General features: G+C 53.3%; 15 protein-coding genes and 1 tRNA gene. 9 read left to right on the plus strand and 7 right to left on the minus strand.

The annotated features are described in order from the left end of the window. Window positions 1-247 precede the first annotated feature (247 nt). Together hflC and hflK are read right to left on the minus strand one after the other, a co-directional pair. A complete protein-coding gene (gene hflC, locus ABEA92_RS13780) occupies window positions 248-1,213 on the minus strand; it encodes a protease modulator HflC (protein ID WP_345684412.1) in 966 nt (321 codons plus the stop codon). Window positions 1,214-1,215: 2 nt separating this feature from the next. Beyond that, the gene (gene hflK, locus ABEA92_RS13785) at window positions 1,216-2,199 is read right to left on the minus strand and encodes an FtsH protease activity modulator HflK (protein WP_345684413.1); all 984 of its coding nucleotides are present in this window, start codon (window positions 2,197-2,199) and stop codon (window positions 1,216-1,218) included. Window positions 2,200-2,830: 631 nt separating this feature from the next. Between hflK and ABEA92_RS13790 the strand changes: the two genes are divergently transcribed. Beyond that, on the plus strand, window positions 2,831-6,658 hold the full coding sequence (locus ABEA92_RS13790; RefSeq protein ID WP_345684414.1) for a hypothetical protein: 3,828 nt from the start codon (window positions 2,831-2,833) through the stop codon (window positions 6,656-6,658). Window positions 6,659-6,733: 75 nt separating this feature from the next. Here the strand turns inward: ABEA92_RS13790 and ABEA92_RS13795 are convergent, their stop codons facing one another. After that, on the minus strand, window positions 6,734-7,861 hold the full coding sequence (locus ABEA92_RS13795) for an alpha/beta hydrolase fold domain-containing protein (protein ID WP_345684415.1): 1,128 nt from the start codon (window positions 7,859-7,861) through the stop codon (window positions 6,734-6,736). Window positions 7,862-8,292: 431 nt separating this feature from the next. On the opposite strand from ABEA92_RS13795, the gene ABEA92_RS13800 reads away from it, so the two are divergent. The 5 genes from ABEA92_RS13800 to ABEA92_RS13820 all read left to right on the plus strand — a co-directional run bounded on the left by ABEA92_RS13800 (window position 8,293) and on the right by ABEA92_RS13820 (window position 11,244). Beyond that, window positions 8,293-8,766 carry a TIGR03067 domain-containing protein gene (locus ABEA92_RS13800; RefSeq protein WP_345684416.1) on the plus strand — a complete coding sequence of 158 codons (474 nt, stop codon included), beginning with the start codon at window positions 8,293-8,295 and terminating at the stop codon, window positions 8,764-8,766. Window positions 8,767-8,905: 139 nt separating this feature from the next. Beyond that, window positions 8,906-9,313, plus strand: a complete 408-nt coding sequence (locus ABEA92_RS13805; RefSeq protein WP_345684417.1) for a VOC family protein — start codon at window positions 8,906-8,908, stop codon at window positions 9,311-9,313. 107 nt (window positions 9,314-9,420) lie between these two features. Then, window positions 9,421-10,206 carry a class I SAM-dependent methyltransferase gene (locus ABEA92_RS13810; RefSeq protein ID WP_345684418.1) on the plus strand — a complete coding sequence of 262 codons (786 nt, stop codon included), beginning with the start codon at window positions 9,421-9,423 and terminating at the stop codon, window positions 10,204-10,206. A 237-nt stretch (window positions 10,207-10,443) separates the two neighbouring features. Next, on the plus strand, window positions 10,444-10,722 hold the full coding sequence (locus ABEA92_RS13815; protein ID WP_345684419.1) for a type II toxin-antitoxin system TacA family antitoxin: 279 nt from the start codon (window positions 10,444-10,446) through the stop codon (window positions 10,720-10,722). Further along, window positions 10,723-11,244, plus strand: coding sequence for a GNAT family N-acetyltransferase (locus ABEA92_RS13820; protein ID WP_345684420.1), 522 nt, complete (start codon window positions 10,723-10,725; stop codon window positions 11,242-11,244). A gap of 1,189 nt (window positions 11,245-12,433) precedes the next feature. Here the strand turns inward: ABEA92_RS13820 and ABEA92_RS13825 are convergent. Further along, window positions 12,434-14,536, minus strand: a complete 2,103-nt coding sequence (locus ABEA92_RS13825) for a beta strand repeat-containing protein (RefSeq protein WP_345684421.1) — start codon at window positions 14,534-14,536, stop codon at window positions 12,434-12,436. 481 nt (window positions 14,537-15,017) lie between these two features. On the opposite strand from ABEA92_RS13825, the gene ABEA92_RS13830 reads away from it, so the two are divergent. Beyond that, window positions 15,018-16,088 (plus strand): TIGR03032 family protein, encoded by a 1,071-nt coding sequence (locus ABEA92_RS13830; protein ID WP_345684422.1) that lies wholly within the window; start codon window positions 15,018-15,020, stop codon window positions 16,086-16,088. 306 nt (window positions 16,089-16,394) lie between these two features. Here the strand turns inward: ABEA92_RS13830 and ABEA92_RS13835 are convergent, their stop codons facing one another. Further along, window positions 16,395-16,592 (minus strand): DUF2256 domain-containing protein, encoded by a 198-nt coding sequence (locus ABEA92_RS13835; RefSeq protein ID WP_345684423.1) that lies wholly within the window; start codon window positions 16,590-16,592, stop codon window positions 16,395-16,397. A 556-nt stretch (window positions 16,593-17,148) separates the two neighbouring features. Here ABEA92_RS13835 and ABEA92_RS13840 point away from each other — a divergent pair. Further along, on the plus strand, window positions 17,149-17,919 hold the full coding sequence (locus tag ABEA92_RS13840; protein ID WP_345684424.1) for a methyltransferase: 771 nt from the start codon (window positions 17,149-17,151) through the stop codon (window positions 17,917-17,919). 342 nt (window positions 17,920-18,261) lie between these two features. On the opposite strand, the gene ABEA92_RS13845 is transcribed toward ABEA92_RS13840, so the two are convergent. Continuing rightward, a tRNA-Ala gene (locus ABEA92_RS13845) sits at window positions 18,262-18,334 on the minus strand. Window positions 18,335-18,720: 386 nt separating this feature from the next. Further along, window positions 18,721-20,274, minus strand: coding sequence for a sulfatase family protein (locus ABEA92_RS13850; protein ID WP_345684425.1), 1,554 nt, complete (start codon window positions 20,272-20,274; stop codon window positions 18,721-18,723). 268 nt (window positions 20,275-20,542) lie between these two features. On the opposite strand from ABEA92_RS13850, the gene ABEA92_RS13855 reads away from it, so the two are divergent. After that, window positions 20,543-21,952, plus strand: coding sequence for a 3-keto-disaccharide hydrolase (locus ABEA92_RS13855; RefSeq protein ID WP_345684426.1), 1,410 nt, complete (start codon window positions 20,543-20,545; stop codon window positions 21,950-21,952). Window positions 21,953-22,083 lie beyond the last annotated feature (131 nt).

Here is a 22,083-nt window from a genome sequence, read left to right on the forward strand (position 1 = left end):
GCCGGAGTCGTTGGAGCCTAACCCATCCAAAAGAATTGAGCCGACGTCGCTAGCCGCGGGCCTTTAAACGCAGATTTTATGTCGCTTCAAAGAAGGAAACCATAGATTGGTAGGAAGATAGAGGTAAGAAAATGGGGCTCTTGAATCTGAGAGTCACCCATTTTTCTGCCTCAATCCTTCCGTGGGAGCTTGTCCCGGCGGACACAGCGTCTCGAAGATTCATGCTTGAGTGGCTACCGAGTCCGCCTTACTTGCCGTCAGGATCGACGTGCTTGAGGAATTTGAAGATGTCGCTGCCGGTCGTCATGATCAACGTGCTATCGCCGCCGAGCATCTCTTGATACGTCTCCATCGTTTTGATGAATTCATAGAACGACACTGAGTCTTCGCTCTGGTTATAGGCACTGGCGTAGATCTCGGTTGCCTTGGCGTCGGCGGCTCCTTGGATTTGTTGAACCCGTTTGTAGGCTTCGGATTCAATCTCCAGCAAGTCGCGTTCTTTCTTTCCGATAATCTTGGCCGCTTCGCCTTCGCCCTCGCTGCGGAATCGCTCGGCAATCTGTTGGCGTTCGCTGATCATGCGGTCATAGATTCGCTGCTGAACGCTCTCGTTGTAATTGATCCGCTTGAATTGAACGTCAAGCAGCTCGATCCCAAAATCGCTCAGCTTTCCGGCAGCCTTGTCAAAGATCTCTTTCTCGATCTTGGCTCGCCCCTTGCTAATCGGATACAGCACTCCGACGTTCCCGGGTGCATCGACAAGCACCGCGTCGCGAACAGGTTGCCGGTCCTTGGTGGTCCGGATCACTTCGATCAATTCATGTTTGGCGATCGCGTTACGCGTTTCACTGCCCAGGATATCGTCCAAGCGTGATTGAGCACTCCGCTCGTCTCGAAGTCGCAGAAAGAACTGCTTGGCGTCATTGATCCGCCAACGTCCAAACGTGTCAACGATAATGTAGGTCTTGTCTTTGGTCGGCATCTCGTTGGGACGACCGTCCCATTCAAGAATCCGCTCCTCGATTCGGGTGACTTCCTGAATAAAGGGGATCTTCAAGTGCAGCCCGGCGTCGCTGATCGGATCGCCCACCGGTTTACCAAACTGGGTGATGATTACCTGTTCGGTTTCATCCACGGTGTACGACGCGTTGTACAACAAAAACGTAAACAGCAGCCCGAATCCGATCAGAGCGGGAATAGGAATGTTTTTCATGATCAGTTCTTTGTGGATTCGGTGGACAGTTGCAATAGAGGCAAAATCTGGCTGGCGTTTTCGTCAATGATGATCTTTTTGCCAAGCTTGGGAACGATCTGACGCATCGTTTCGACATAAATGCGTTGTTTGGTGACCTCGGGAGCTTTCAGGTACTCGGTCATCACCGCGTTAAATCGAGCGACATCCCCTTCGGCCTCGTTGACGCGTTTCAGCGCGTAGCCCTCGGCAGCTTGGATCTTTTGTTCGGCTTCGCCGCTGGCTCGCGGCACGACTTTGTTGTATTCGCCATTGGCCACGTTGATTAACTGCTCGCGTTCTTGCTGAGCCTGGTTGACCTCGTTAAACGAACGTTGGACAGGCAACGGCGGATTCACATTCTTCAGTTGAACCTGGTCGATGCTTAGTCCGAGCTCGAATTTGTTCACCATTTCTTGTAGCTGAGTCAGAGCATCGGATTCGATTTCTTGACGTCCAACGGTGATCACTTCGTCGACCGTGCGGTCGCCAACCACGGTACGCATGACCGATTCCGACAGGTCACGCAGCGTGTTGTCGGGGTTGCGAACTTTGAACAAATAGAGCTCGGGATCTTGGACTCGGTACTGAACGATCCACTCGACCGTCGCGGCGTTCAAATCACCCGTTACCATGCCACGTTCGAGCGTCTGCTCGGCGGAAAATTGGTTTGGGTTGCTTCCACCGGAGGTTCCGAAACCAAACTCTTGTTTTAGTTGGCGTTTGACCGGCACCATGAACACGCGTTCGATATTGAAAGGCAACTTGAATCGCAGTCCTGGTTCGGCATTGCGAACATATTTACCGAATCGCAGCACCACGCCTTCGGATTCGGCTTGCACGGTGTAAACGCTCGAGAAGACAGCCAGGGCCAGCAGGACCGCTGGGATCACCCACAGCAGACGCAATTGTCGGAAGTCGATGTCACGCCAGTCGAAGTCTCGCCAGTCGTCGGGATCAAATTTCATGGGATCGTTGATTTGTTGCGGTTATGGGGATTCAGAGGATTGTGCACGCAAAGTTCGTGGCACCGATCCCCAAGTTCCCGCAAGTATAGCTTGCTGAGAGCGCCGGACGGCGGCATAAAAAAAACGATCTTCGATCGGATGCAGACATCCACCCGAAACGACGGAAAACTCAAACGGCTTTTTGATTTAATCCAAACACAAAACGCAACGGTGAGCCGTGAACCGTATGGCCAATGCCATCTACTTTGGGTAGCGGCGCGGCGACCGCCGGGTTGTAGCGAGTAATATGTTCGAAATTTACCGGGCGGCTTGCGCCGTTTCGCTACGAAAATCACCTGGTTGGGGCGAACGTAGACGGCATTGGTCGTAAGGCAGTGGGTAGCGGGTGGTACCCGGCCGCTGACGCATCGCGGCTCAGTAAATCAACAAGTTGTAAACACGTTACGCTTGTTTAGGGATAAGTCACCGATGTCGCCTACATCCGGCTCGCTGCTCGAGTCGGCAACGCCCGTTCTTTGTGGTATCTCGACGCATTCGTGTGCTACAATGAGCGACGTCGTTCAGAGTTTCCCTTTCAGGCAGTCGGCAAATGCGATCTTCTCTACTTGCTCTCTTCTTGTGCTTGATTCCTATGTCGACGTGGACCGTCGGTCAAACGTCGACTCCTCTGCGTTCTGATAGCCAAGGCATCGATCCAGGCGATCTATTAAAACACCTGCAGAGCCATGATTCTCTGTTGCGAAGTCGGGCGATAATGCACTTGTGGCGTCATCATGCGGATTGGTCGCAATGGATCCATCAGCACGCGAGTCACGATAATGCAAGCGTGCGAAAAAGTATTCGTTTCGTTCGAGATCTAAGCGAATTTGAACTCTCATCGACAGACGCCCCAAATTCGGCGAACACCGAAGCGTGGTTTGCGGCTTGTGACGACAAATCATTCGCCATTCGGACCATGTTCGAACTAGGTCGTAACGACATCCTTCTTGGCGTGCTACCTGCGATTGCAACGGAGAAAGAACCCTACAGTCGTAAAAAACTGTGGCAAGTGGTCACTTCAGAGTTTCGGAGCGGTTTTTCGGAACAGAATGCCAAAGTTTACAGCAAGATGATCGATGTGTTGCTTAACGAAGATGACGATTCGGTGCGTCTCGATGCGGTCAATCGTCTCTTTCGGGACAAAGAGGAGGCGTATTACAAAACGCTGCCTTCCGTAATCCTCCAACAGAACAAAGTCATTGAATTTCTCTGGTTGATTGAATTTGTAAACAACTATCAATGTTCTCAATTCCTTCAGGACTTTGTGCAACAATTGGGAGATGTTCATGGACCGATGTATGCGAAGAAACTTTGGTCCTTTGCGATCCTGAGCGAGGGCCACGGCACTCAAATCGCAACCGAACTACTTTTGCAAGAGTGGTTTCGGGCAGCGCTCATCGGAAAGTCCACTGGTGAGTTATCGTTGTTGCTTTCTCCAACGAGTTCTGCCCGCGAGTTTTTAAAAACGGTCATCGCCAAGGCGCTGTCGCGAAACCTAGCCATTGATCTCGTCATGCTCGACCAGTTTTCGGTCTTTGAACCACTCATGACGCTCGTACCCGAAGAGAGCCATGATGGGATCCTGCGTGGTATGACTTTGAGGATGAGCGGGCGAAAAGAGGACGAAGCAATCCGCGTGCTGAAAGCGTTTGGCGAGGTGAAAAATGCAAAGCTCAGCCGAAAGATTGCACGGAGAGTTTGTCAATCCACGCCCAGCAAATCTGTGGACGTGCTTGTCAAGTATTCTCAAAGGGTGGCAAATGGCGACGCGGAGATTGAAAGTGAACTTTGTATTGTCATGCTCAATCGAAATAGTCACGAGTTCAATACCCAATTGGTCACGACACCCCTCTTCACTTCGCTAATGAGTGAAATAGAGCGTTCGAATGCCAACGTTTTTGAGTTGTCACTTGGATATGCATCCCGTGTGCCATATTACTTTGCAACAACGCAACGAGGCCGCAGTTTTATTGACGCAGCCTACCGGATCACTGACCCCGAGGCACGATTTCGCGTTTTGCAAAAGTCACTGCACTTTCACCAGCTCACTGACCGGATGACGGGCGACGAGATCAATGGTGTTTGGGATGAATTGCTTCAACGCTCTGATTCGGAAGTGTATCTCGCAACCCTGTTCGACTCGGCGAACGTAATCCATAAACTGATTGCCTTGGGCCATTTCGATCTTCTCCGCGATCTTGCCGATGGAAAACGCAATTGGAAACCAAGCTTGAAATCCCGCTGGAGTCTCTACACTCATGGCTCGGCAATCGCACAATTCAGGTCGCGTGGTGAGAAGGCGTCGCTTTTGATCGACATGATCGAAAGGGGAAAACGCGAAGGAGTCCGTTTAACTCTTAATGATCATGACAAAGCAGATGCATTGAATTGGATTCTGCATGACGGTTGCTGGGAGCGGTTTAGCCAAGAAATGCAGGATCGTGACAAGCAGGAATACCTCACCTTGCCAGGTGCAAAGAAATTCTACATCGAGAGCAGGGATCTAAGCCTTTTCATTGATTCGATGGACGCATCCAAGGACGACTCGAGACGTCGACTAAATTTCTATTGGAACTTCCATCGAATCACCGGATTTCATGACGCGATGAACTCCAAGCGATTTGCCAATGGCATTGTGACGATTTTTCTCAACGAGCGAGATCGAAATTCGATACGAGAACTGAGTTCCAATCCTGATTACATTGATGCTGTTTGGAAGAATGGGCAAATCGACAAACTGATTGGACTCGCGAAGAGCGCCCGCGATGACTCACTGCGATCTTACTACATCAGTTCGTTACATCGATCGATTCAAAGTGCAATTCGCAGCGATGAGATGTCAGTTGCTTTAGAGCGATTAAGCAAGCTTCAAGACGCCAAGATCGGCGAAGTTGACACATTGCTCTTCGCTCATCTTTCGGGCCAAGGCGAAGTGCGGACTCTGAAACAAGCGAAAAGAGCCGGACAAGAACTCGCTTGGTTCGATGCCATCGAACGGTTCGATTGGAGTGCAGCCAAAAGTCTTCGAGTGCCTGATTATGAACATTCGAACAACAAATCCGCTGAACTTGCATCGAACTGTATTCAGTACGAAATTTGTTCTCGATTGAATCTCGCTGAAGAACGAACTGCGTTGCTAGGTCAGATCTTACTGTGCCTCAAAGAAAACTCCGAGGTTTTCGACGCTTTGCAAATTGCCTGTGATTCCATCCTGGCAAATGAGGAACGCGTGATAGCGCTGAACGCGATCCGCGAGCACATTCCCGCAGACTCGTTGTTCTGGTTCTATTTTGAAGCGGACCCGACGCCGGCGATGAACATCGTCCGTAAGCAACGCGATGATCTAGATGAACTTTATGATCGTTTGGCAAACCATGCGTGGTATCCGATCGAAGACCGTGTCGACTCGCTCGATCGTTTGCTGAAGATCGGGATTGCACTTGATACCGAAGGTGAAAAGGAGCTCGGGGGGGCGGTGCTTCAAACGCTCTTACGATATGCCAAGCGGGGGAACCTGAGTGAAGCCGAGGAATTGGACTACTTGGAAAAAATCGCAATATCACTTTACGAGCATGGGCATCGGCAAGAGGCTTGGAAAATCGTAAGTGAATTGCACAAGGAGGACGAAGTTCCGATGTCGTTCTTTCGTCAAGTTTATTCTGATCGAAAGTTGCCAAGTCTCTCTGATGAAGCCGCTGAGCTTTGGCGATTGAATTTTAACGACAATCCTGAAATTTCGTTCGTGAGCCGGTTAGAGAGTGTGGATCGAATTGTTTCTGGTCGCGAGGACGTGAGTGAGATACGAAAAATGCTAACCCATCCGTTTCAGATCCTGAACGACGGAACGACGGACGATCCATTCAAGGATTCGGTGGAGCCGTTTATGGTTCCCTACTTCCCTGTTGCGGTCTTTACGCGGTATGGATTATTAAGTGAGTATCGAAATCGCGAGAAGGAACCATCGACAAACTCACTCGACAGGTTAGTTCTGGATGGTCGAGATTCATTGGATCGAAAAGAGTATGATCTCGCGAGTGACTTCTTTCTGAGGGCATGGAGTTGGTGGTCGGAGCGTCGCTGGAGTGGACCTGAAAGATTTGGTTCGCCGTTTCATCTGTACATGGCAGGCTTGTGCCAAGCGAACTTGGATGCAGCCGAGGGGGAACGGACGAAGATGCACGCCCGGTGCCTCGCGTTCAGTCCATCCGCAGCACTAGAACTTGCCGAACAATTGAGTGCAGAGGGATTCAATCAAGATGCCGCGCGCGTGTTTACGGATTTGATGCTGTGCAGCACTCCGGATCAAGACGAGTATATCGCTTACGTTGCAGCAGCGGCGAACCAATCGTCCGATCCAGACCGCGCGGCACACTACCGGATTCTTAGGCTACAGCGACGAATCCACAACGCTATGTTTTGACCGTGACCGCTGACGGATCAAGGTGCTCTTCCCGACATATCAGCGACAATCCGTCGATGATTCTTCAGGCGTTGCCTACTTTGGATTGTTACTTCGCTGCGGAATCGGTTCGCTTGAAATCGTTACCTCTTTGCCAAGCAGATGCTTGTCAAAAAACTGTTTCAGCCGCTTGGCGACTTCCGGCGACGAGAATCGGCCGTGCCCGCCTCCTTGCACCGGAACCAGCATCGACTCGACTCCGACCTTGCTGAGTGCTTCGTGCAGCTGCTCGGATTGATCCAGCGGTACCACGCGGTCATCGGTTCCGTGGATGATCAGAAACGGCGAATCGTTCTTCGAGACATACGTGATCGGTGAAGCGTTGCGGGCTGCCTTTGGGTTCTCTTGAAGCGTTCCGCCCACGAGTTTGGACTCGGGTGAATTCGCATCGTCGTGCCAACCACCCATCGACAGCAGATCGGTGGGACCGTACTGATCGACGACGCAATTGACGCTACTGCTATGACTTAGGTGGTCGCCCAGTTGGCCTTCGAGTTCGGGGACATCGCCGGTCGTTCCTAGCATTGCGACGAGATGTCCGCCAGCCGAAGTGCCCGTCACGCCGATTTTGTCAGGGTCTAGGTTGTAGCGTTTCGCATTGCCTCGCAGCCAACGAATGGCAGCCTTGCAGTCGTGGATTTGCGCGGGCCAGATCGCTTCGCCACTGAGTCGGTATCCGACCGAGACTCCGATGTATTGGCCGCTTTCGACCAGCGGAGCAAGGGGCCCGTAGCCACCCTTTTTATCCCCGTTTTGCCAACCGCCGCCGTGGATGAAAACGACAACCGGCAACGGCTTGTCGTCCTTGCGTGTCTTGGGTAGATACAAATCAAGTGTTTGCCGCGGATTGTCCGTGCCGGCATAAGGCAGATCAAGTTCAGCCTGGACGGATGTTGTGACTGCCGCGGCTGGCCCACGACCGGCGCGACGCGTAAATGCTTGGTCTTCTGCGACGCTGATGACGCCATCCTGATTCGTGTCGATGCGGCGGAACAGCGGCCCAGAGAACTCGTCGTCGGTCAGTTTGCCATCTCGGTTGCGATCGAGACGTTTGAATTGGGGGCTGGTTTCTTGGGATGCGGTTTGAGCATGACTCGTGGACGTGCCGATTCCCGTCAAGGCGAGACACAAAATTGTGAGGAAATATCGTCGATGATTCATCATGGATCGCTTGGTTCGGTTCAAGTGAGTAAATGCGGATTCCCTCCAATGAAACCCACGACGAGGCCATTGGTTTCGCGGCATCCGCGGTGACATGCTAACGTGTGAGATCGGTTAGGGTCGGAACCTTACATTAAAACAGATCTGAAAACCGGTAGCGGAAGTCGCGGGCGGCTTGTTGTTTTAGTCGTACGATGGACTTCCTAGTCCGTCGAATCCACCATTGACGGACTAGGAAGTCCATCCTACACCCCATGCCGCAGGAGACTTCATCAAATCAACAAGCCGTCAAGACTTTCGATTACACGAAAACGCCCCTAAAACAACCGCACACGTTCCGCGGCTCTAAGGTTGATGAAGCAGCGGTCACCGCTAGTGCATTATAATTGGTGTGGGTGCTTGGTTTCTTTCGAATGCTGGTGGAGGCTACGACGATGACCACGATGCGATATTTGTTTTCCAGTCTGTTGCTTGCTGGATTCTTGCTTTCGTCCGTAGCCTCGGCTGACGATGCGAAAGCCGAAGCGATCAAAGAAGATCGCAAGAAAATTGAAGGGAAATGGCAAATCGTTGAACTGGTCATCCAGGGGAACAAGTCGAAGGATGAAGACGCCGCAAAGTTTACCGTGGTTAACGACGATAAGGGCGCATGGACCCTCTGGTCTGACGATCGCAAAGTCGCGATGGGGACCAGCACTTTCGACCCAACAACAAAGCCAAAGACGATTGACTTCACGCCGAGCGAAGGGGACGCAAAAGGCAAGCAGTTTTTCGGAATCTATCAACTCGAAAAGAACGCTCGGAAATTGTGCTTTGCACCCTCGGGAAAGGTTCGGCCCACTGAGTTTTCTTCCACGGCTGAGAACCAGCACATTTTCGTTACGCTGAAACGGATAAAGTCTGAGTAGTGAAGTATCGAATTCACGCCTGGATAGGGCGGTTGCAATAATTTGCGTCTGTTTGTGCTGTGACCTATCGCATGCGAGACCCGATTTGAATCTGGCAGTCGTGTCGCGGTTGCGTTTCTGCATTGGATGGTGAATTGAAATGAAAGTGCTGTCGGTTGTTGAAACGGCGATCTATGTCGACGACCTCGATGCCGCCGAAGACTTCTATCAACGAATCCTTGGTCTGGATGTGATTGCCAAAGAGCCCACGCGGCATGTTTTCTTTCGAGTCGGCCAGGCCCAGGTTCTGCTCGCGTTCAATCCGAAGACGACATGCACGGGAGACAAGCTGCCGCATCATGGTGCAATGGGACCAGGCCATTTCGCGTTAGGCATTGAAAGACAGTCGCTCGGTGATTGGCGGCAACACCTGCAGGATCATCGCGTCCAGATCGAAGCCGAAGTGGAATGGCCCGCCGGCGGACAGTCCATCTACTTTCGCGATCCAGCTGGCAATTCGGTCGAATTAATCACGCCCGGTGTCTGGCAATTGCCGAGTGGATGGTGAGACACCGATGCTTATCGATCTTGTAATACGGCATCCACTAGTGACGACGCGAAAGGTCGTTCAGTCATCATTTGAGAAGATCGGAACAATACCCCAAGGAATCATGCATGAACGAAGATGACGTTCGCGAGCACAATCGTCGGTCGTGGGACAAGCAGGTCCGCGAAGGCAACCGATGGACCAAACCGGTGGATCAAGAAACGATTCGGAAGGCTAGAAATGGTGAGTTTGAAATCGTCTTGACGCCTACAACTCCGGTGCCCGCCGATTGGTTCCCACCACTCAATGGGGTAAAGACGCTTTGCCTTGCCTCGGCGGGTGGTCAACAGGCTCCGGTGCTTGCAGCGGCCGGCGCGGAAGTGACGGTCTTTGACAACTCGCCACGACAATTGGACCAAGATCGAATGGTCGCCGAGCGTGACGGACTGCAGATCAGTTTTGTCGAAGGCGACATGGTCGATCTGTCGGTGTTCGAATCCGAATCATTTGATTTGATCTTTCACCCCTGCTCAAACACGTTCGTTCCAAGCGTGTTACCCGTTTGGCAAGAATGCTTTCGGGTGTTACGAAGCGGTGGCATTTTGATGGCAGGATTCACCAATCCGGTTCGGTACATCTTCGACGATGAACGAAAGGAGAATGGAAATCTGGAGGTTCGCTATCCGCTGCCTTATTCCGACCTGGATTACCTGGATCAGCCGCACATCAAACAGGCGATTGAATCAGGGTTCGCGTTAGAGTTCGGCCACACGCTGGAAGATCAAATCGGCGGGCAATTGAAAGCGGGTTTTCTGCTGGCGGGTTTTTACGAGGACCGCTACGGCGAATCGGATTCCGATCCGCTCTCAAACTTCCTCGACACCTTCATCGCAACGCGCGCGATCAAACCATGATTGATCTACATTCGCATCAAACGTGATCGTGGTCGCCGTAAGTGCTTATTTACAAGGAGTTTGCGGAAACCGCCTTTTCCTTGTCCGACACGTTATCCGAGCTTGCGGCCGAAATTTCAGACGCCTCGCCAGAGCAATAAACGGTATCGATGTGGCATATTGCCACACTGCGGGCTGTGGTGTATCATTCAGTGGCAATACGCCACTTTCTATTTTTGGCAACTTTGGAGGATCGGAATGGCGACAACAAATAACGATGCTCGAATCAACGTTCGCTTAGCAAGTGACTTGAAGCAGATCATTGAAGAAGCGGCGACCGCCCTTGGGCAGACGGTCAGTGAATTCACCGTCTCGACTGTCGTGCGAGAAGCACGTCAGGTGATTCAAGAGGCTCAGTTCACACGACTATCCAATCGGGATCGTGATGCGTTTTTAGAGGCTCTTCAGGCGTCAGATGCAAAGCCAAACGATGCATTAAAGGCTGCGGCTCGTCGTTACAAGAAGCGACTTGGTTAAATGAGCAACTCCGCATGGACCGTTGAGCCATTCGAGCGAAAAAGTCATGATCGTACCGGATTCGACTGCGGTGTTGAGGTACTGAATGATTGGCTTGCGACGAAGATTAGCCAGTACGAAAAGCGAGATCTTGCTCGAACGTATGTCCTCGTCGAAGATGGCAGTGTTACGATCAGGGGATACTACGCCCTCTCGAACCACACGGTTGTTTTCGAAGCGTTGCCCGACGATCAAGCCAAAGGATTACCTCAAATTGACATACCCGTTGTGCTGCTTGGCAGGCTCGCTGTCGATAAAAACGCACATGGGGAAGGACTTGGGGAGTTCCTGTTGATGGACGCCCTCCGGCGAGCCGAGTATCTGGCAGCAAGAATTGGCATTCAGGCGGTAGAAGTCGAAGCCATTAACGATCACGCTAAACAGTTCTATCTCAAATACGGATTCACGCCACTAGAAGATGATCCTCAAAATCTGTTTCTCCCGGTGAAGGTTATCCGCAAATTGAGACTGCCATCGCTGTAGGGAATATGATGCTCGGGGACAGAGCAGATGCTCGGGGACAGAGATGCTCGGGGACAGAGCATGATGCTGCGGCAGGCGGGGTCACCCTGTGAGGACTAGGGGCCGGCAATGCGGCTGATTGCCGGTGCGTTGCGTTAGATGACCGATGCCGATCGCAACCTGCTCGGCTCAAGACTAGAGCAAACGCGGCACAACCATGCACCCTTTTGATATCGACTGCGTCATGTCGTTCGCCGTAGCGAAAAATGGGGGACGGTGGTAGTCGGGAATGATAGCAGTGATGCGTCAGCCTGGGCAGCGAATGAATAATCGCAGGACATGCTAGCAACCGGGGAGCGTTGCTCCTCTTTTGCCGGGATCGCACTCTTTCCCCGGGTGCGGAGATGAGCTGCGGTCACAATTGTGCTCTGTCCCCAATCTCCGTCCCCAATCTCCCATTGTGCTCTGTCCCCAAACTCCCCAAACTCCCTGTCCCTAAGCTCCCCACCGAGTGAGGGTATGAGCTATGGTTGCAATTGTGCTCTGTCCCCCGACTGCTATTGTGCTCTGTCCCCCGACTGCTGTCCCCCGACTGCTCGTCCCCCGACTGCTGCTAGGGAACGGGGGTAATTGAACCCAAGATTGGTGAGCCGCCGGGGAAAGTGTTCCCGCCGCCATCAAAAAACTCATCGGCTCCGGAGCCTCCGAGCAAGGACGATGCTTGGGGACAGAGCATGATGCTGCGGCAGTCGGGGTCACCCTGTGAGGACTAGGGTCCGGCAATGCGGCTGATTGCCGGTGCGTTGCGTTAGATGACCGATGCCGATCGCAACCTGCTCGGCTCAACACTAGAGCAAACGCGGCACAACCATGCACCCTTTTGATATCGACTGCGTCATGTCGTTCGCCGTAGCGAAAAATGGGGGACGGTGGTAGTCGGGAATGATCGCAGTGATGCGTCAGCCTGGGCAGCGAATGGATAATCGCAGGACACGCTAGCAACCGGGGAGCGTTGCTCCTCTTTTGCCGGGATCGTACTCTTTCCCCGGGTGCGGAGATGAGCTGCGGTCACAATTGTGCTCTGTCCCCAATCTCCGTCCCCAATCTCCCCCTGTCCCCAATCTCCCCACCGAGTGAGGGTGTGAGCTGTGGTTGCAATTGTGCTCTGCAATTGTGCTCTGTCCCTCGACTGCTAGTCCCCGGGCTGCTGCTAGGGAACGGGGGTAATTGAACCCAAGATTGGCGAGCCGCCGGGGAAAGTGTTCCCGCCGCCATCAAAAAACTCATCGGCTCCGGAGCCTCCGAGCAAGTGGACTGCATCGCCGAACACACAGTCGGTCACGGAAATGGAATCGTCACCGGTACGGGTGCCGATCACCGACTTGCCGATCACCTCCACCGAGTCGAGGATCACTTCATCGCGTCCATTGGCGGCGCCGGTAAAGTGGATGTCTCCGCCGATAAGGCTGTCGCTGATTCGGGCGAAGCTATCGTAGGTGAAATCGCTCGTACCCGTCCCATTGAAAACCAAAATATTGAGGTCGCCCGCAATGGCATTGCCATATAGCTCGGTATAGACGCCCGCGGCAGTGCCACCGTACCCGCTGGAGACCGCCGTGCCGGGATATTGCCGGATCGTTACATCGCCGTCGATGATATTTGCGTCAACGAAGGCCGAATTCGCGTAACTGTAGCCGCTGTCGCCACTGGAGGTTGCTGTCGCTTTTGAATTGATCAGCGAGACATCGCCCAAAATTTCGTTTTCAGCGATGTTTCCGTAGTTGCCACTACTCGTGCTGTAGTCACCGGTGGTTGTACCAAAGCCAGCACCATGTTGGATCTCGACATCCCCTTGGATGAAATTGCCAGTGACGAACGAATCGTTGCCAGCAGCGAACGAAGCGTAACCATCCGATGTTCCTCTTCCCGTGCGAGTTTGGATCGAGACATCACCGACAATCGATTCGTTGTACGAGACGAAGTTCAACGTTCCAGCCGCATTGCTGCCAGATGCCGTCGCCATCGTATCGAGGTTCTTAATCGTTACATCGCCAGCGATCATTCCGTTGAATCCGACAACATTGAAATTACCGCCAGCGTCATACCCGGTGGCGTTGCCTCTGCCTTGACTGATCCAGACATCGCCGCCAATTCCGCCAACGATCCCATTGCCGTAAACCCCCGCGAGATTTCCACTGGCGTAACCGGTCGTGCTATTCGCCGTGCCATGACGCTGCTCGATTCGGATGTCACCCGCAATCGTGTCGTTGTTATTGACGATCGTGTAATTGCCATAGGCATCCGCCTCGTCCGACGTGGCGTTTGCGTCATGGTGTTTAACAGAAACATCGCCTTGAATCGAACCATTGGAGCTAACACTAGCGAAGTTGGCGGTTGCGTAACCGTAGGTGCTTTGCGCTGTCCCATTCCGCTGGTTGATCTGGACGTCACCTCCGATTTCCAAATTATCGGAAACGATCGCATAGTTACCGTAGTTGTCTTCAGCGTTTGATGCACTATGGCCGTCCAAATGATTGATTGCCACGCCGCCTGCGATTTCGTTCACGAAAATCGAGGTAGAGTTACCACGGCTTAGCAATAGAGGGGTTCCACCGCCCGAGCCATTGCCGCTGGTGACATCCACACCTCCATCGATGTCGTTGAAAATCACGGTCACCACGTTACCATTCGCCACCGTATCATCGCTGGTGGCGGTCGCGTTGCCATTGCGGACGACGACGTGCCCACCGATGACATTGTCAATCACATCGGTTTGGGTGCCAATGGCATTGATGGACGTGTTGTTAGCGGTGTTGTCACCGTTGGAAACGTTGACGTCGCCGCCAATCGTGTTTTCGATGAATTGGGTGACCTGGGCACTTATCTTGGTTGTGGATACCAGATTGCTGTCACCATTGTTGACTGTTACGTCACCTGCGATGTCAGACATTTCAATAACGATTTGGTTGGATCCGTCACCGCCATGAATGTTGAGATTACCTGCGATGGCAACGTTATTAATATAAGCGTTGTCATCGCCTTGACGTAGGTTCACGATCACGTCTCCCGTGACCGCAGGCACAGCAAACGAGTCGGCCGGCAGCGTATTGATCGTGGTGCCCGCGTTGCCGGTCACCTCAAAAAATCCAGCCACCGCTTCGATCGCGATATCGTTGTCTTCGGCGTCACACGTGATCTGCAAGTCGCCGGCGACGATTACCGCATCGCAGTTGCCCGCCAAAAGTTTGCGAGTCTCAAGTAGTTCCAAACGCAATCGACGTCGTCGACGGTTGCGAAGTGCTCGTTTATCCATTTGTAATGGAGGTCGCTCAGAATCAAACCACGTCACAGGCCGGGGAGATCGGGGCATTATTCTTTGCCTTGAAAACTTGGTGTTGAATGGAGATCATTCGCATCAAACTCGGGTACAATAGGCAGCAATGACTCCCATGTGAGTTCAGTAGGTGCATACTATTGTTGCAAATTTGCAGTGGAAGTGTGGTGAAAAAATTCTGATTGGGAAAAATCAATGACGCTGTGAAGAAGCGACAGCTGCACTCGTCGAAATCGATCGATACAGTTACTTGCACGCTGCACACCCATGCACTGTACAGCCATACCGGCATCAAATTGATTCAAAGGTTTCCTGCGGAGATCGTGGTTTTGTAGTGTGGCCAAGCTTGCTTCGTTATCACCCCGTGATCGCATTGCCATAGCGGTTACCGAGCACGTTCGGACTTATTGCAGCATAAAAAAATTGGTTACATACCACATCGCTTGGTATATTTATTCCCATGCTAAATTCGATCCCACAAACGTCGCCGCTTGGTTTCAATATTCTCAGTTCTCGTAACTTTACCTCGTGGCTGGCTAGTGAAAACGTCAGTCTTGCGCTGAGTACCTATCAGTCAGGCGAGTTGTTTTTGATCGGCCGCCAAGCGGACAATAAGATTTCCATCTTTGAACGCAAGTTTGCTCGATGCATGGGCTTATGGAGTGATTCACAGACACTCTGTTTGGCGTCGGTCTACCAGATTTGGCGGATGGAGAACATGCTTGTTGCCGGCCAAATGGATGACGGGTATGACCGCGTTTACGTGCCACGCGTTGGCTATACCACGGGCGACGTCGATGCTCATGACGTAGCCATGGAATCCGATGGACGACTGGTCTTTGTCAGCACCATGGCGAGTTGCTTGGCGACGACGAGCGACCGCTACAATCTCCAACCGCTGTGGCATCCGCCGTTTATCAGCAAGATTGCTTGGGAGGACCGCTGTCACCTTAACGGGTTGGCCTTGAAAGACGGTCAAGCTCGCTATGTGACTTGTTGTAGTCAAAGTGACATTGTCGATGGTTGGCGAGACGCTCGTGCCGATGGGGGTTGCGTGATCGACATCACCTCCAACGAGATCATCACGCAGGGACTGTCGATGCCACATTCGCCTCGAGTCTATCGAGACCGATTGTGGCTACTTGATTCGGGTCGCGGCAATCTCGGATTCATCGATTTGGCCACCGGCAAATTCGAGCCCATCGCATTTTGTCCCGGTTACGCGCGTGGGCTGGCGTTCGTCGGTGATTACGCCGTGGTTGGGCTGTCACTTCCGCGACGCGAAAACTCGTTCCACGGATTGGACTTGGATCAAAATTTGGCCAAACGAGGCGCCCGTGCCCGTTGTGGCTTGCAAGTGATCGATTTGCGGAGCGGTGATGCCGTCCAGTGGATTCGTATCGAGGGAAACATTCAAGAGCTTTATGATGTCGTTACACTTCCTGGTGTCGTACGACCCAAAGCACTCGGGTTTCTGACCGACGAAATTCATCATAGCCGCGTGCTGCCGCCGCAGGTGAACCAGCTATAGCAGCCGGCTCGATCTGGCTCGATCTGGCTCGCCTTTGCGATTCTTTCGATGATTGAGCTCAGTATGATCACTTGGCTCAATCGGTCTGCGCGGCGAATCACGTTGACGGGCAAGTTAGAGTTCCGTTTCGAACCGCGTTTGCGGTCAAGAGTATCGCTGCGGCGAGGCATCCAATCCCGATAACCACGTAGCCGACTCGGAACGCTAGCGCGTTATCGGTCGGCTCGAACGTTGCCAAAAAGCCGAAACCACAAAATGCCACGACGACAAAAAGCATCTGAGCAGCGAGGGCGGCAGCAAGTCGTTTCATGATTGCTTTTCCTTTTCACTCGCCGTATCGCCGCGATGTTTCCGGCACTTGTCGCTACAATACTTGACCTCGTCCCAAACCTTTGCCCATTTCTTCCGCCACTGAAACGTTCGTCCACAGACGACGCAGGTTTTCTCTGGCAAGCTAGGTTTCTTGTGTGGCATTGCGACTAGACTACGTCGGAGACAGAGCATGATGCTGCGGCAGGCGGGGTCACCCTGTGAGGACTAGGGTCCGGCAATGCGGCTGATTGCCGGTGCGTTGCGTTCGATGACCGATGCCGATCGCACCTACTCGGCTCAAGACTAGAGCAAACGCGGCACAACCATGTACCATCTTGTTATCGACTGCGTTATGTCTTTCTCCGTAGCAAAAAATGGGGGTGGTGGTAGTCGGAAATGATCGCAGTGATGCGTCAGCCTGGGCAGTGAATGAATAATCGCAGGACACGCTAGCAACCGGGGAGCGTTGCTACTCTTTTGCTGGGATCGTACTCTTTCCCCGGGTGAGGCTATAGCTGTGGTCGCAATTGTGCTCCGTCCCCAAGCTCCGTGCTCGTCCCCAAGCTCCAACGAAAGTGGCCGTGCTCGGCAAGTCGATCGATTTTTGCGGCCAGAACGAACCGGCCAAGAAGCCCCCGAGGTTACGCTACGCGACTTCGACTAAAATCACTGCCTCCGGTTCGTGGGGAACATGATGGCCCCGTCCCTGTTCCTGCCCCTTCCTTCAGCCTGTTTTTATAACATCGTGTTGCATTCTCATTCGCGCCGCCGATTCCTTGTAGGTTCGCTAGCTCTCTGCCTTGCCAATGGCTGTTCGCGTGACCAACGCGACGAAGTGGATTATCCCTTTAAGGTGGCGCAAACGTGGACCGCCGAAGGCGTGATGCACGGTGACATCGTCCAGTTTGAATCGGTGTTCTGGGAACCGGCGGACACGATCTCGCTGCGCAAGCTGATTGTCGAGGACGGGATTTGCAGCAGTCGCGATGTCTTGGAGATCGGGACGGGCACGGGACTGATCGCCGTGCTCTGCTTGCAGTACAACGCCAACTCGGTGGTCGCGACCGACATCAATCCGGCGGCTGTGAACAACGCGAAATACAACATCGCCATGCTCACCGAATCGACGCAGGCGGATGTACGGCAAGTCCCCCATGATGCACCGATGGCCTTTTCCACGATCGGCGATCGCGAACGATTCGATCTGATCCTTTCCAATCCACCCTGGGAAGACGGCACGGTCGAGAAGCCAGCGGAACACGCCTTTTACGATCCAAATTTTGCCTTGATGGATTCGTTGCTCGATGGATTGCCGCAACATTTAAACATTGGCGGACGCTGCTTGCTGGCTTACGGACATTTGCCAGCCATCGAACGTTTATTGCAACAGGCAACCCAGCGCGGATACGGATGCAAGATTTTGGACGATCGTAAACTGGAGGATTTGGAGACCGATTTTCTCCCAGGCATGCTGATCGAAGTCACCGTGCCAGCACACTCGCTCTCCTCCAACCACTAGCCAAGCGTCTTCGGATACATCCCGAAGAGGCCGACCATTTTGTTTGGCCAACATGGGAACAGAGCATGTTGCTGTGGTGGGCGGCAATGCCTTCGGAGGGTTGAGGCAAGTGTCGGCGCGGTTTGCAGTGTGTTCGTTCGAAGAACGTCGGCGATCTCGAATCACGCGGCTCTGGTTCTCAGCGAACGTCTTAGTACTCTCGCACGTTGAAGTCCGACACAATCCGACATCGCCAGTGAACTCACACGTGGCGGAATGTTATGAAATGCCGCAAATCGTTGATGCTCAAGGAGATCGGCGCACGAAAAAAGCCGCTTGTGATTTCACAAGCGGCTTTCTGAGTGGAGGATAACGGACTTGAACCGATGACCTCTTGCATGCCATGCAAGCGCTCTCCCAACTGAGCTAATCCCCCGGAAGGTCGTTTTGTCTGTCGCAAAGCGTACTGACTGGCCCCATCCTTCGTCAAGTCCCGCTCGTTTTCTTCGCCAAAAAAACAGCCGTCGCATCCCGCAAAACCGATTGCAGACCACTCAGAGGAGTGGATCATGCCGGTTTTGCTGATTTTATTGCCGCTAACGATTCCGAAAACCACACCGCTTTTGCGACAAAATTGCCCCCGCAGCCCACTCCAACATCGAAGTTGGAGACGGTTTGCAGCGGGAAGGTTCGCTCGGTACTCGAGCGCGGAATCGAGGGAACCGTCGAGCTGACTAGCGTCCGCAGCCGTCGTTTTGATCGCAGCGCAATCAGCGACATTCCGAACGGTGCGGCGATCGACGACGATGGTTCGCAGCGCGATCAGCGACGTTGCTGCTTGGCTCGCTTGCGAATCGGCTGGATCGGGTCGAGCGTTTCATCGTCGTATTGCTTTCGCAACCGAGCGAGCTCGGATTCCATTTCCGCCCGGACGCTGGCGTATTCGGGGTTTGCATAGACGCTGTTCAACTCGTTGGGATCCTTTTGCAGATCAAACAATTCCCAATCATCAATCGCCTCGCCTTCGAGTGCATAAAAGCGAATCAGCTTGTGACGGCCATTGGTCACACCATAGTGCCGGGCGACATTATGAGCCCCTGGGTTTTCGTAGTAGTGATAGTAAAACGTCTTTCGCCAATCTGCGGGCGTGTTGCCTTTGAAAATTGGCACCAAACTGCGGCCTTGCATGTCGCTGGGGATGTCGGTTCCGGCGATGTCCAGGAACGTTTCGGCGTAATCAAGATTCGAAACAATGTCGTTGTTGACCGAGCCCGGTTTCACCACGCCAGGCCAGCGGACCATCAACGGCGTTTTGAGCGATTCTTCGTACATCCAACGTTTGTCGAACCAGCCGTGTTCGCCTAAGTACCAACCTTGATCCGACGAGTAGATGACGACGGTGTTGTCCGCCAAACCGGCTTCGTCTAGATAGTCCAGCACCGCTCCGACACTGTCGTCAACGCTCTTGACGCAGCGAAGGTAATCTTTGACGTAACGCTGGTACTTCCACTGGACGATCTCTTTCTCGGTCATCGTGGCCTGCGCCTTTTTGAACGCTTCGTTCTTGGGGCCATAGGCGGCGTCCCAAGCTTTGCGTTGTTCGGCGTTCATCGTTCCATAGCCGGTCAGTTTCAGGTCGTTGGAGTTGAGATGTTCCTTGATCGTCATCTGTTGACGCGATGCAGAGCGGGTGCGACCCGAGTAGTCGTCCCACAGCGTTTCGGGTTCGGGGATCGTGACGTCGTCGAGCCAGTTGAGGTACTTCGGACTGGGCATCCAATTGCGATGCGGCGCCTTGTGTTGGCACATCAGCATGAAGGGCTTGTTGGGGTCACGTTGCTCTTTGAGCCACGCCAACGTTTTTTCGGTGATGATCTCGGTGGTGTATCCGGTGTGCGGCCGCATGACGGGATTGCCATCGGGTCCGGCGGTCAACATCGGCGGATTGTAGTACGGGCCTTGCCCCTTCAAGACGTCGTAGTAGTCGTAGCCCTGCGGGGTAGAGACGAGGTGCCACTTGCCGACCACGGCGGTTTGATAGCCGTTGGCCTTGAGCAATTTTGGAAACGTTTGCTGGTCGCCGTTGAAGCGATCGCGATTGGTTTTGAAGCCATTGATATGGCTGTATTTACCGGTTTGGATCACCGCTCGGCTGGGGCCACAGATCGCATTGGTGACGTAGCAGCGATCGAACCGCATGCCTTCGTTGGCGATGCGGTCGAGGTTCGGCGTGGTGATGCGGGCCGGATCGTACGCACTGAGTGCTTGTTCACAGTGATCGTCGGTAAAGATAAAGACGATGTTCGGCGGCGAGGCAGCTTGGGTGACCGCCGTGGCGACAAGTGCGATTAGGGTCGCTAGAAGGGGGGATTTCATGCTGTGTAGAGGCAATTTGGGGGGAGTGAGAGGAAAACCAATTGAAAATATCTTAACTCGAATCCTGTGGCCGGGGGCATCGCTACAATGCGAAACCTCGCCAAAACGATGGGTTTACGGCAAGAAATCGCGGCAAAACCGTAGCCCGCCGAGGACCCGCTAACTATTTTAGGAGCGGACGAAGTCCGTCATCACCGATCGCGATTTCCCGCAGATCTTTCTCTCCCCCACGAACCTCTCTCCTTTCCCCCGCAGAAACGAAACGAACATGATCTCTCGGTCACGATACACGCTAGCCAGCGTCTGTTTTGCTCTTCTAGTCTCAAACAGTGGATTGTCCGGACCCACGCAAGTGATGGCCGCTGGCAACAAGGGGCCCGTCTACACCGAGACGCCAGATTCGGAACCCAATTTTCCGCTGATGGGCGAGTTTGTTGGTCCGATTAAAACGGATAGCGAAGACAACAACGTGGTGGCTTTGCAAATTCGGCCCATCGGCAACGATACGTTCGAGGCGATTCAGTACCTCGGCGGCTTGCCCGGCGAAGAAGGACACAAGACCGAGATGGTGCAGTTGATCGGCCGTCGCAGTGACGATTTTGTCGTGCTCTCGGGTGGCCCCTACGCCGTGTTTGTGGAAAAGGACGGCTGTCTGGTTTTGGACCGCAAGGGAAGCCGGCTGGGGGAACTGAAACGCGTCGAGCGTGAGAGTTCGACGTTGCACGCGCCGCCGCCAGCCGATGCGATGGTGCTGTTTGACGGCACGTCGACTGACCAGTTTATCAACGGCCAGATGACCAAAGATGGTTTGTTGATGCACGGCACGATGATCAAACCAATGATGCAAGATTTCAATCTGCATCTCGAGTTTCGCTTGCCTTATATGCCCGAAGCACTGGACCAAGCCCGAGGCAACAGTGGCATCTATTTGCACGGCCGTTATGAATGCCAAGTGCTCGATTCGTTCGCCACTCCGGCCGTGTTCAATGGTTGTGGAGCGTTGTACCGCTTCCGTACTCCCGATTTGAACATGTGTTATCCACCACTGCGTTGGCAAACCTATGACATCCAGTTCACCGCGGCTCGCTGGGACGCCGAAGGCAACAAGATCCGTGGCGCTCACGTGACCAGCTGGCTCAACGGAGTGAAAGTTCAAGACGATGTCGAGTTGCCAGGACCGACCGGCGCCGGGAAACCCGAAGAACCCAATTTGCTGCCCACGCTGTTCCAAGACCATGGCGATCCAGTTCGTTTCCGCAACGTGTGGATTGTCGATCGTGGATTGGCCAGTGGGACGTTCCCCATCCGCCCGAGCAAAGAAGAAATCGAAGCTTTCCAAAAAGAAAAGCAAGCGAAATTGGAGCGTGAAAAGAAGGAGCAAGAAAAGAAGGCTCGCGAGCTAAAGGAAAAGAAACAAAAAGAAGAAGCGGAAAAGAAGAAACAGGCCGAGATGAAGGCGGCTGCGGAGAAGGAAGCGGCCGAGAAAGCAGCGACCGAAAAGGCAGCGGCAGAAAAAGCAGCGGCAGAAAAAGCAGCGGCAGAAAAAGCAGCGGCAGAAAAAGCAGCGGCAGAAAAAGCAGCGGCAGAAAAAGCTGCTGCTGAAAAAGCCAAGGCGGAAAAGGAATCGGCCAAGCCTGAGACCAAAGAGGAAGCGAAGCCAGCCGAAGCGGCTAAGTAGCTCAGCGGCTTGTTGATTTCGTGACGTTTCCTTCGGCAAGAGGCCAATGATGGACTTCCTAGTCCGTCAATGGTGTATTCGACGGACTAGGAAGTCCGTCGTACGACTCAATCAACATACCATCAACAGCT

It is taken from the genome of Novipirellula caenicola, from assembly GCF_039545035.1.
Taxonomy (GTDB): domain Bacteria; phylum Planctomycetota; class Planctomycetia; order Pirellulales; family Pirellulaceae; genus Novipirellula; species Novipirellula caenicola.

What these genes read in the sequence shown, in the direction of transcription:
- ABEA92_RS13855 (WP_345684426.1), top strand. Translation starts at nt 20,543, where the DNA reads ATGATCTCTCGGTCACGATACACGCTAGCCAGCGTCTGTTTTGCTCTT.
- hflC (WP_345684412.1), bottom strand. Translation starts at nt 1,213, where the DNA reads ATGAAAAACATTCCTATTCCCGCTCTGATCGGATTCGGGCTGCTGTTT.
- ABEA92_RS13835 (WP_345684423.1), bottom strand. Translation starts at nt 16,592, where the DNA reads ATGCTCTGTCTCCGACGTAGTCTAGTCGCAATGCCACACAAGAAACCT.
- ABEA92_RS13795 (WP_345684415.1), bottom strand. Translation starts at nt 7,861, where the DNA reads ATGATGAATCATCGACGATATTTCCTCACAATTTTGTGTCTCGCCTTG.
- ABEA92_RS13790 (WP_345684414.1), top strand. Translation starts at nt 2,831, where the DNA reads ATGTCGACGTGGACCGTCGGTCAAACGTCGACTCCTCTGCGTTCTGAT.
- hflK (WP_345684413.1), bottom strand. Translation starts at nt 2,199, where the DNA reads ATGAAATTTGATCCCGACGACTGGCGAGACTTCGACTGGCGTGACATC.
- ABEA92_RS13800 (WP_345684416.1), top strand. Translation starts at nt 8,293, where the DNA reads ATGACCACGATGCGATATTTGTTTTCCAGTCTGTTGCTTGCTGGATTC.
- ABEA92_RS13850 (WP_345684425.1), bottom strand. Translation starts at nt 20,274, where the DNA reads ATGAAATCCCCCCTTCTAGCGACCCTAATCGCACTTGTCGCCACGGCG.
- ABEA92_RS13820 (WP_345684420.1), top strand. Translation starts at nt 10,723, where the DNA reads ATGAGCAACTCCGCATGGACCGTTGAGCCATTCGAGCGAAAAAGTCAT.
- ABEA92_RS13815 (WP_345684419.1), top strand. Translation starts at nt 10,444, where the DNA reads ATGGCGACAACAAATAACGATGCTCGAATCAACGTTCGCTTAGCAAGT.
- ABEA92_RS13810 (WP_345684418.1), top strand. Translation starts at nt 9,421, where the DNA reads ATGAACGAAGATGACGTTCGCGAGCACAATCGTCGGTCGTGGGACAAG.
- ABEA92_RS13805 (WP_345684417.1), top strand. Translation starts at nt 8,906, where the DNA reads ATGAAAGTGCTGTCGGTTGTTGAAACGGCGATCTATGTCGACGACCTC.
- ABEA92_RS13825 (WP_345684421.1), bottom strand. Translation starts at nt 14,536, where the DNA reads ATGGATAAACGAGCACTTCGCAACCGTCGACGACGTCGATTGCGTTTG.
- ABEA92_RS13830 (WP_345684422.1), top strand. Translation starts at nt 15,018, where the DNA reads ATGCTAAATTCGATCCCACAAACGTCGCCGCTTGGTTTCAATATTCTC.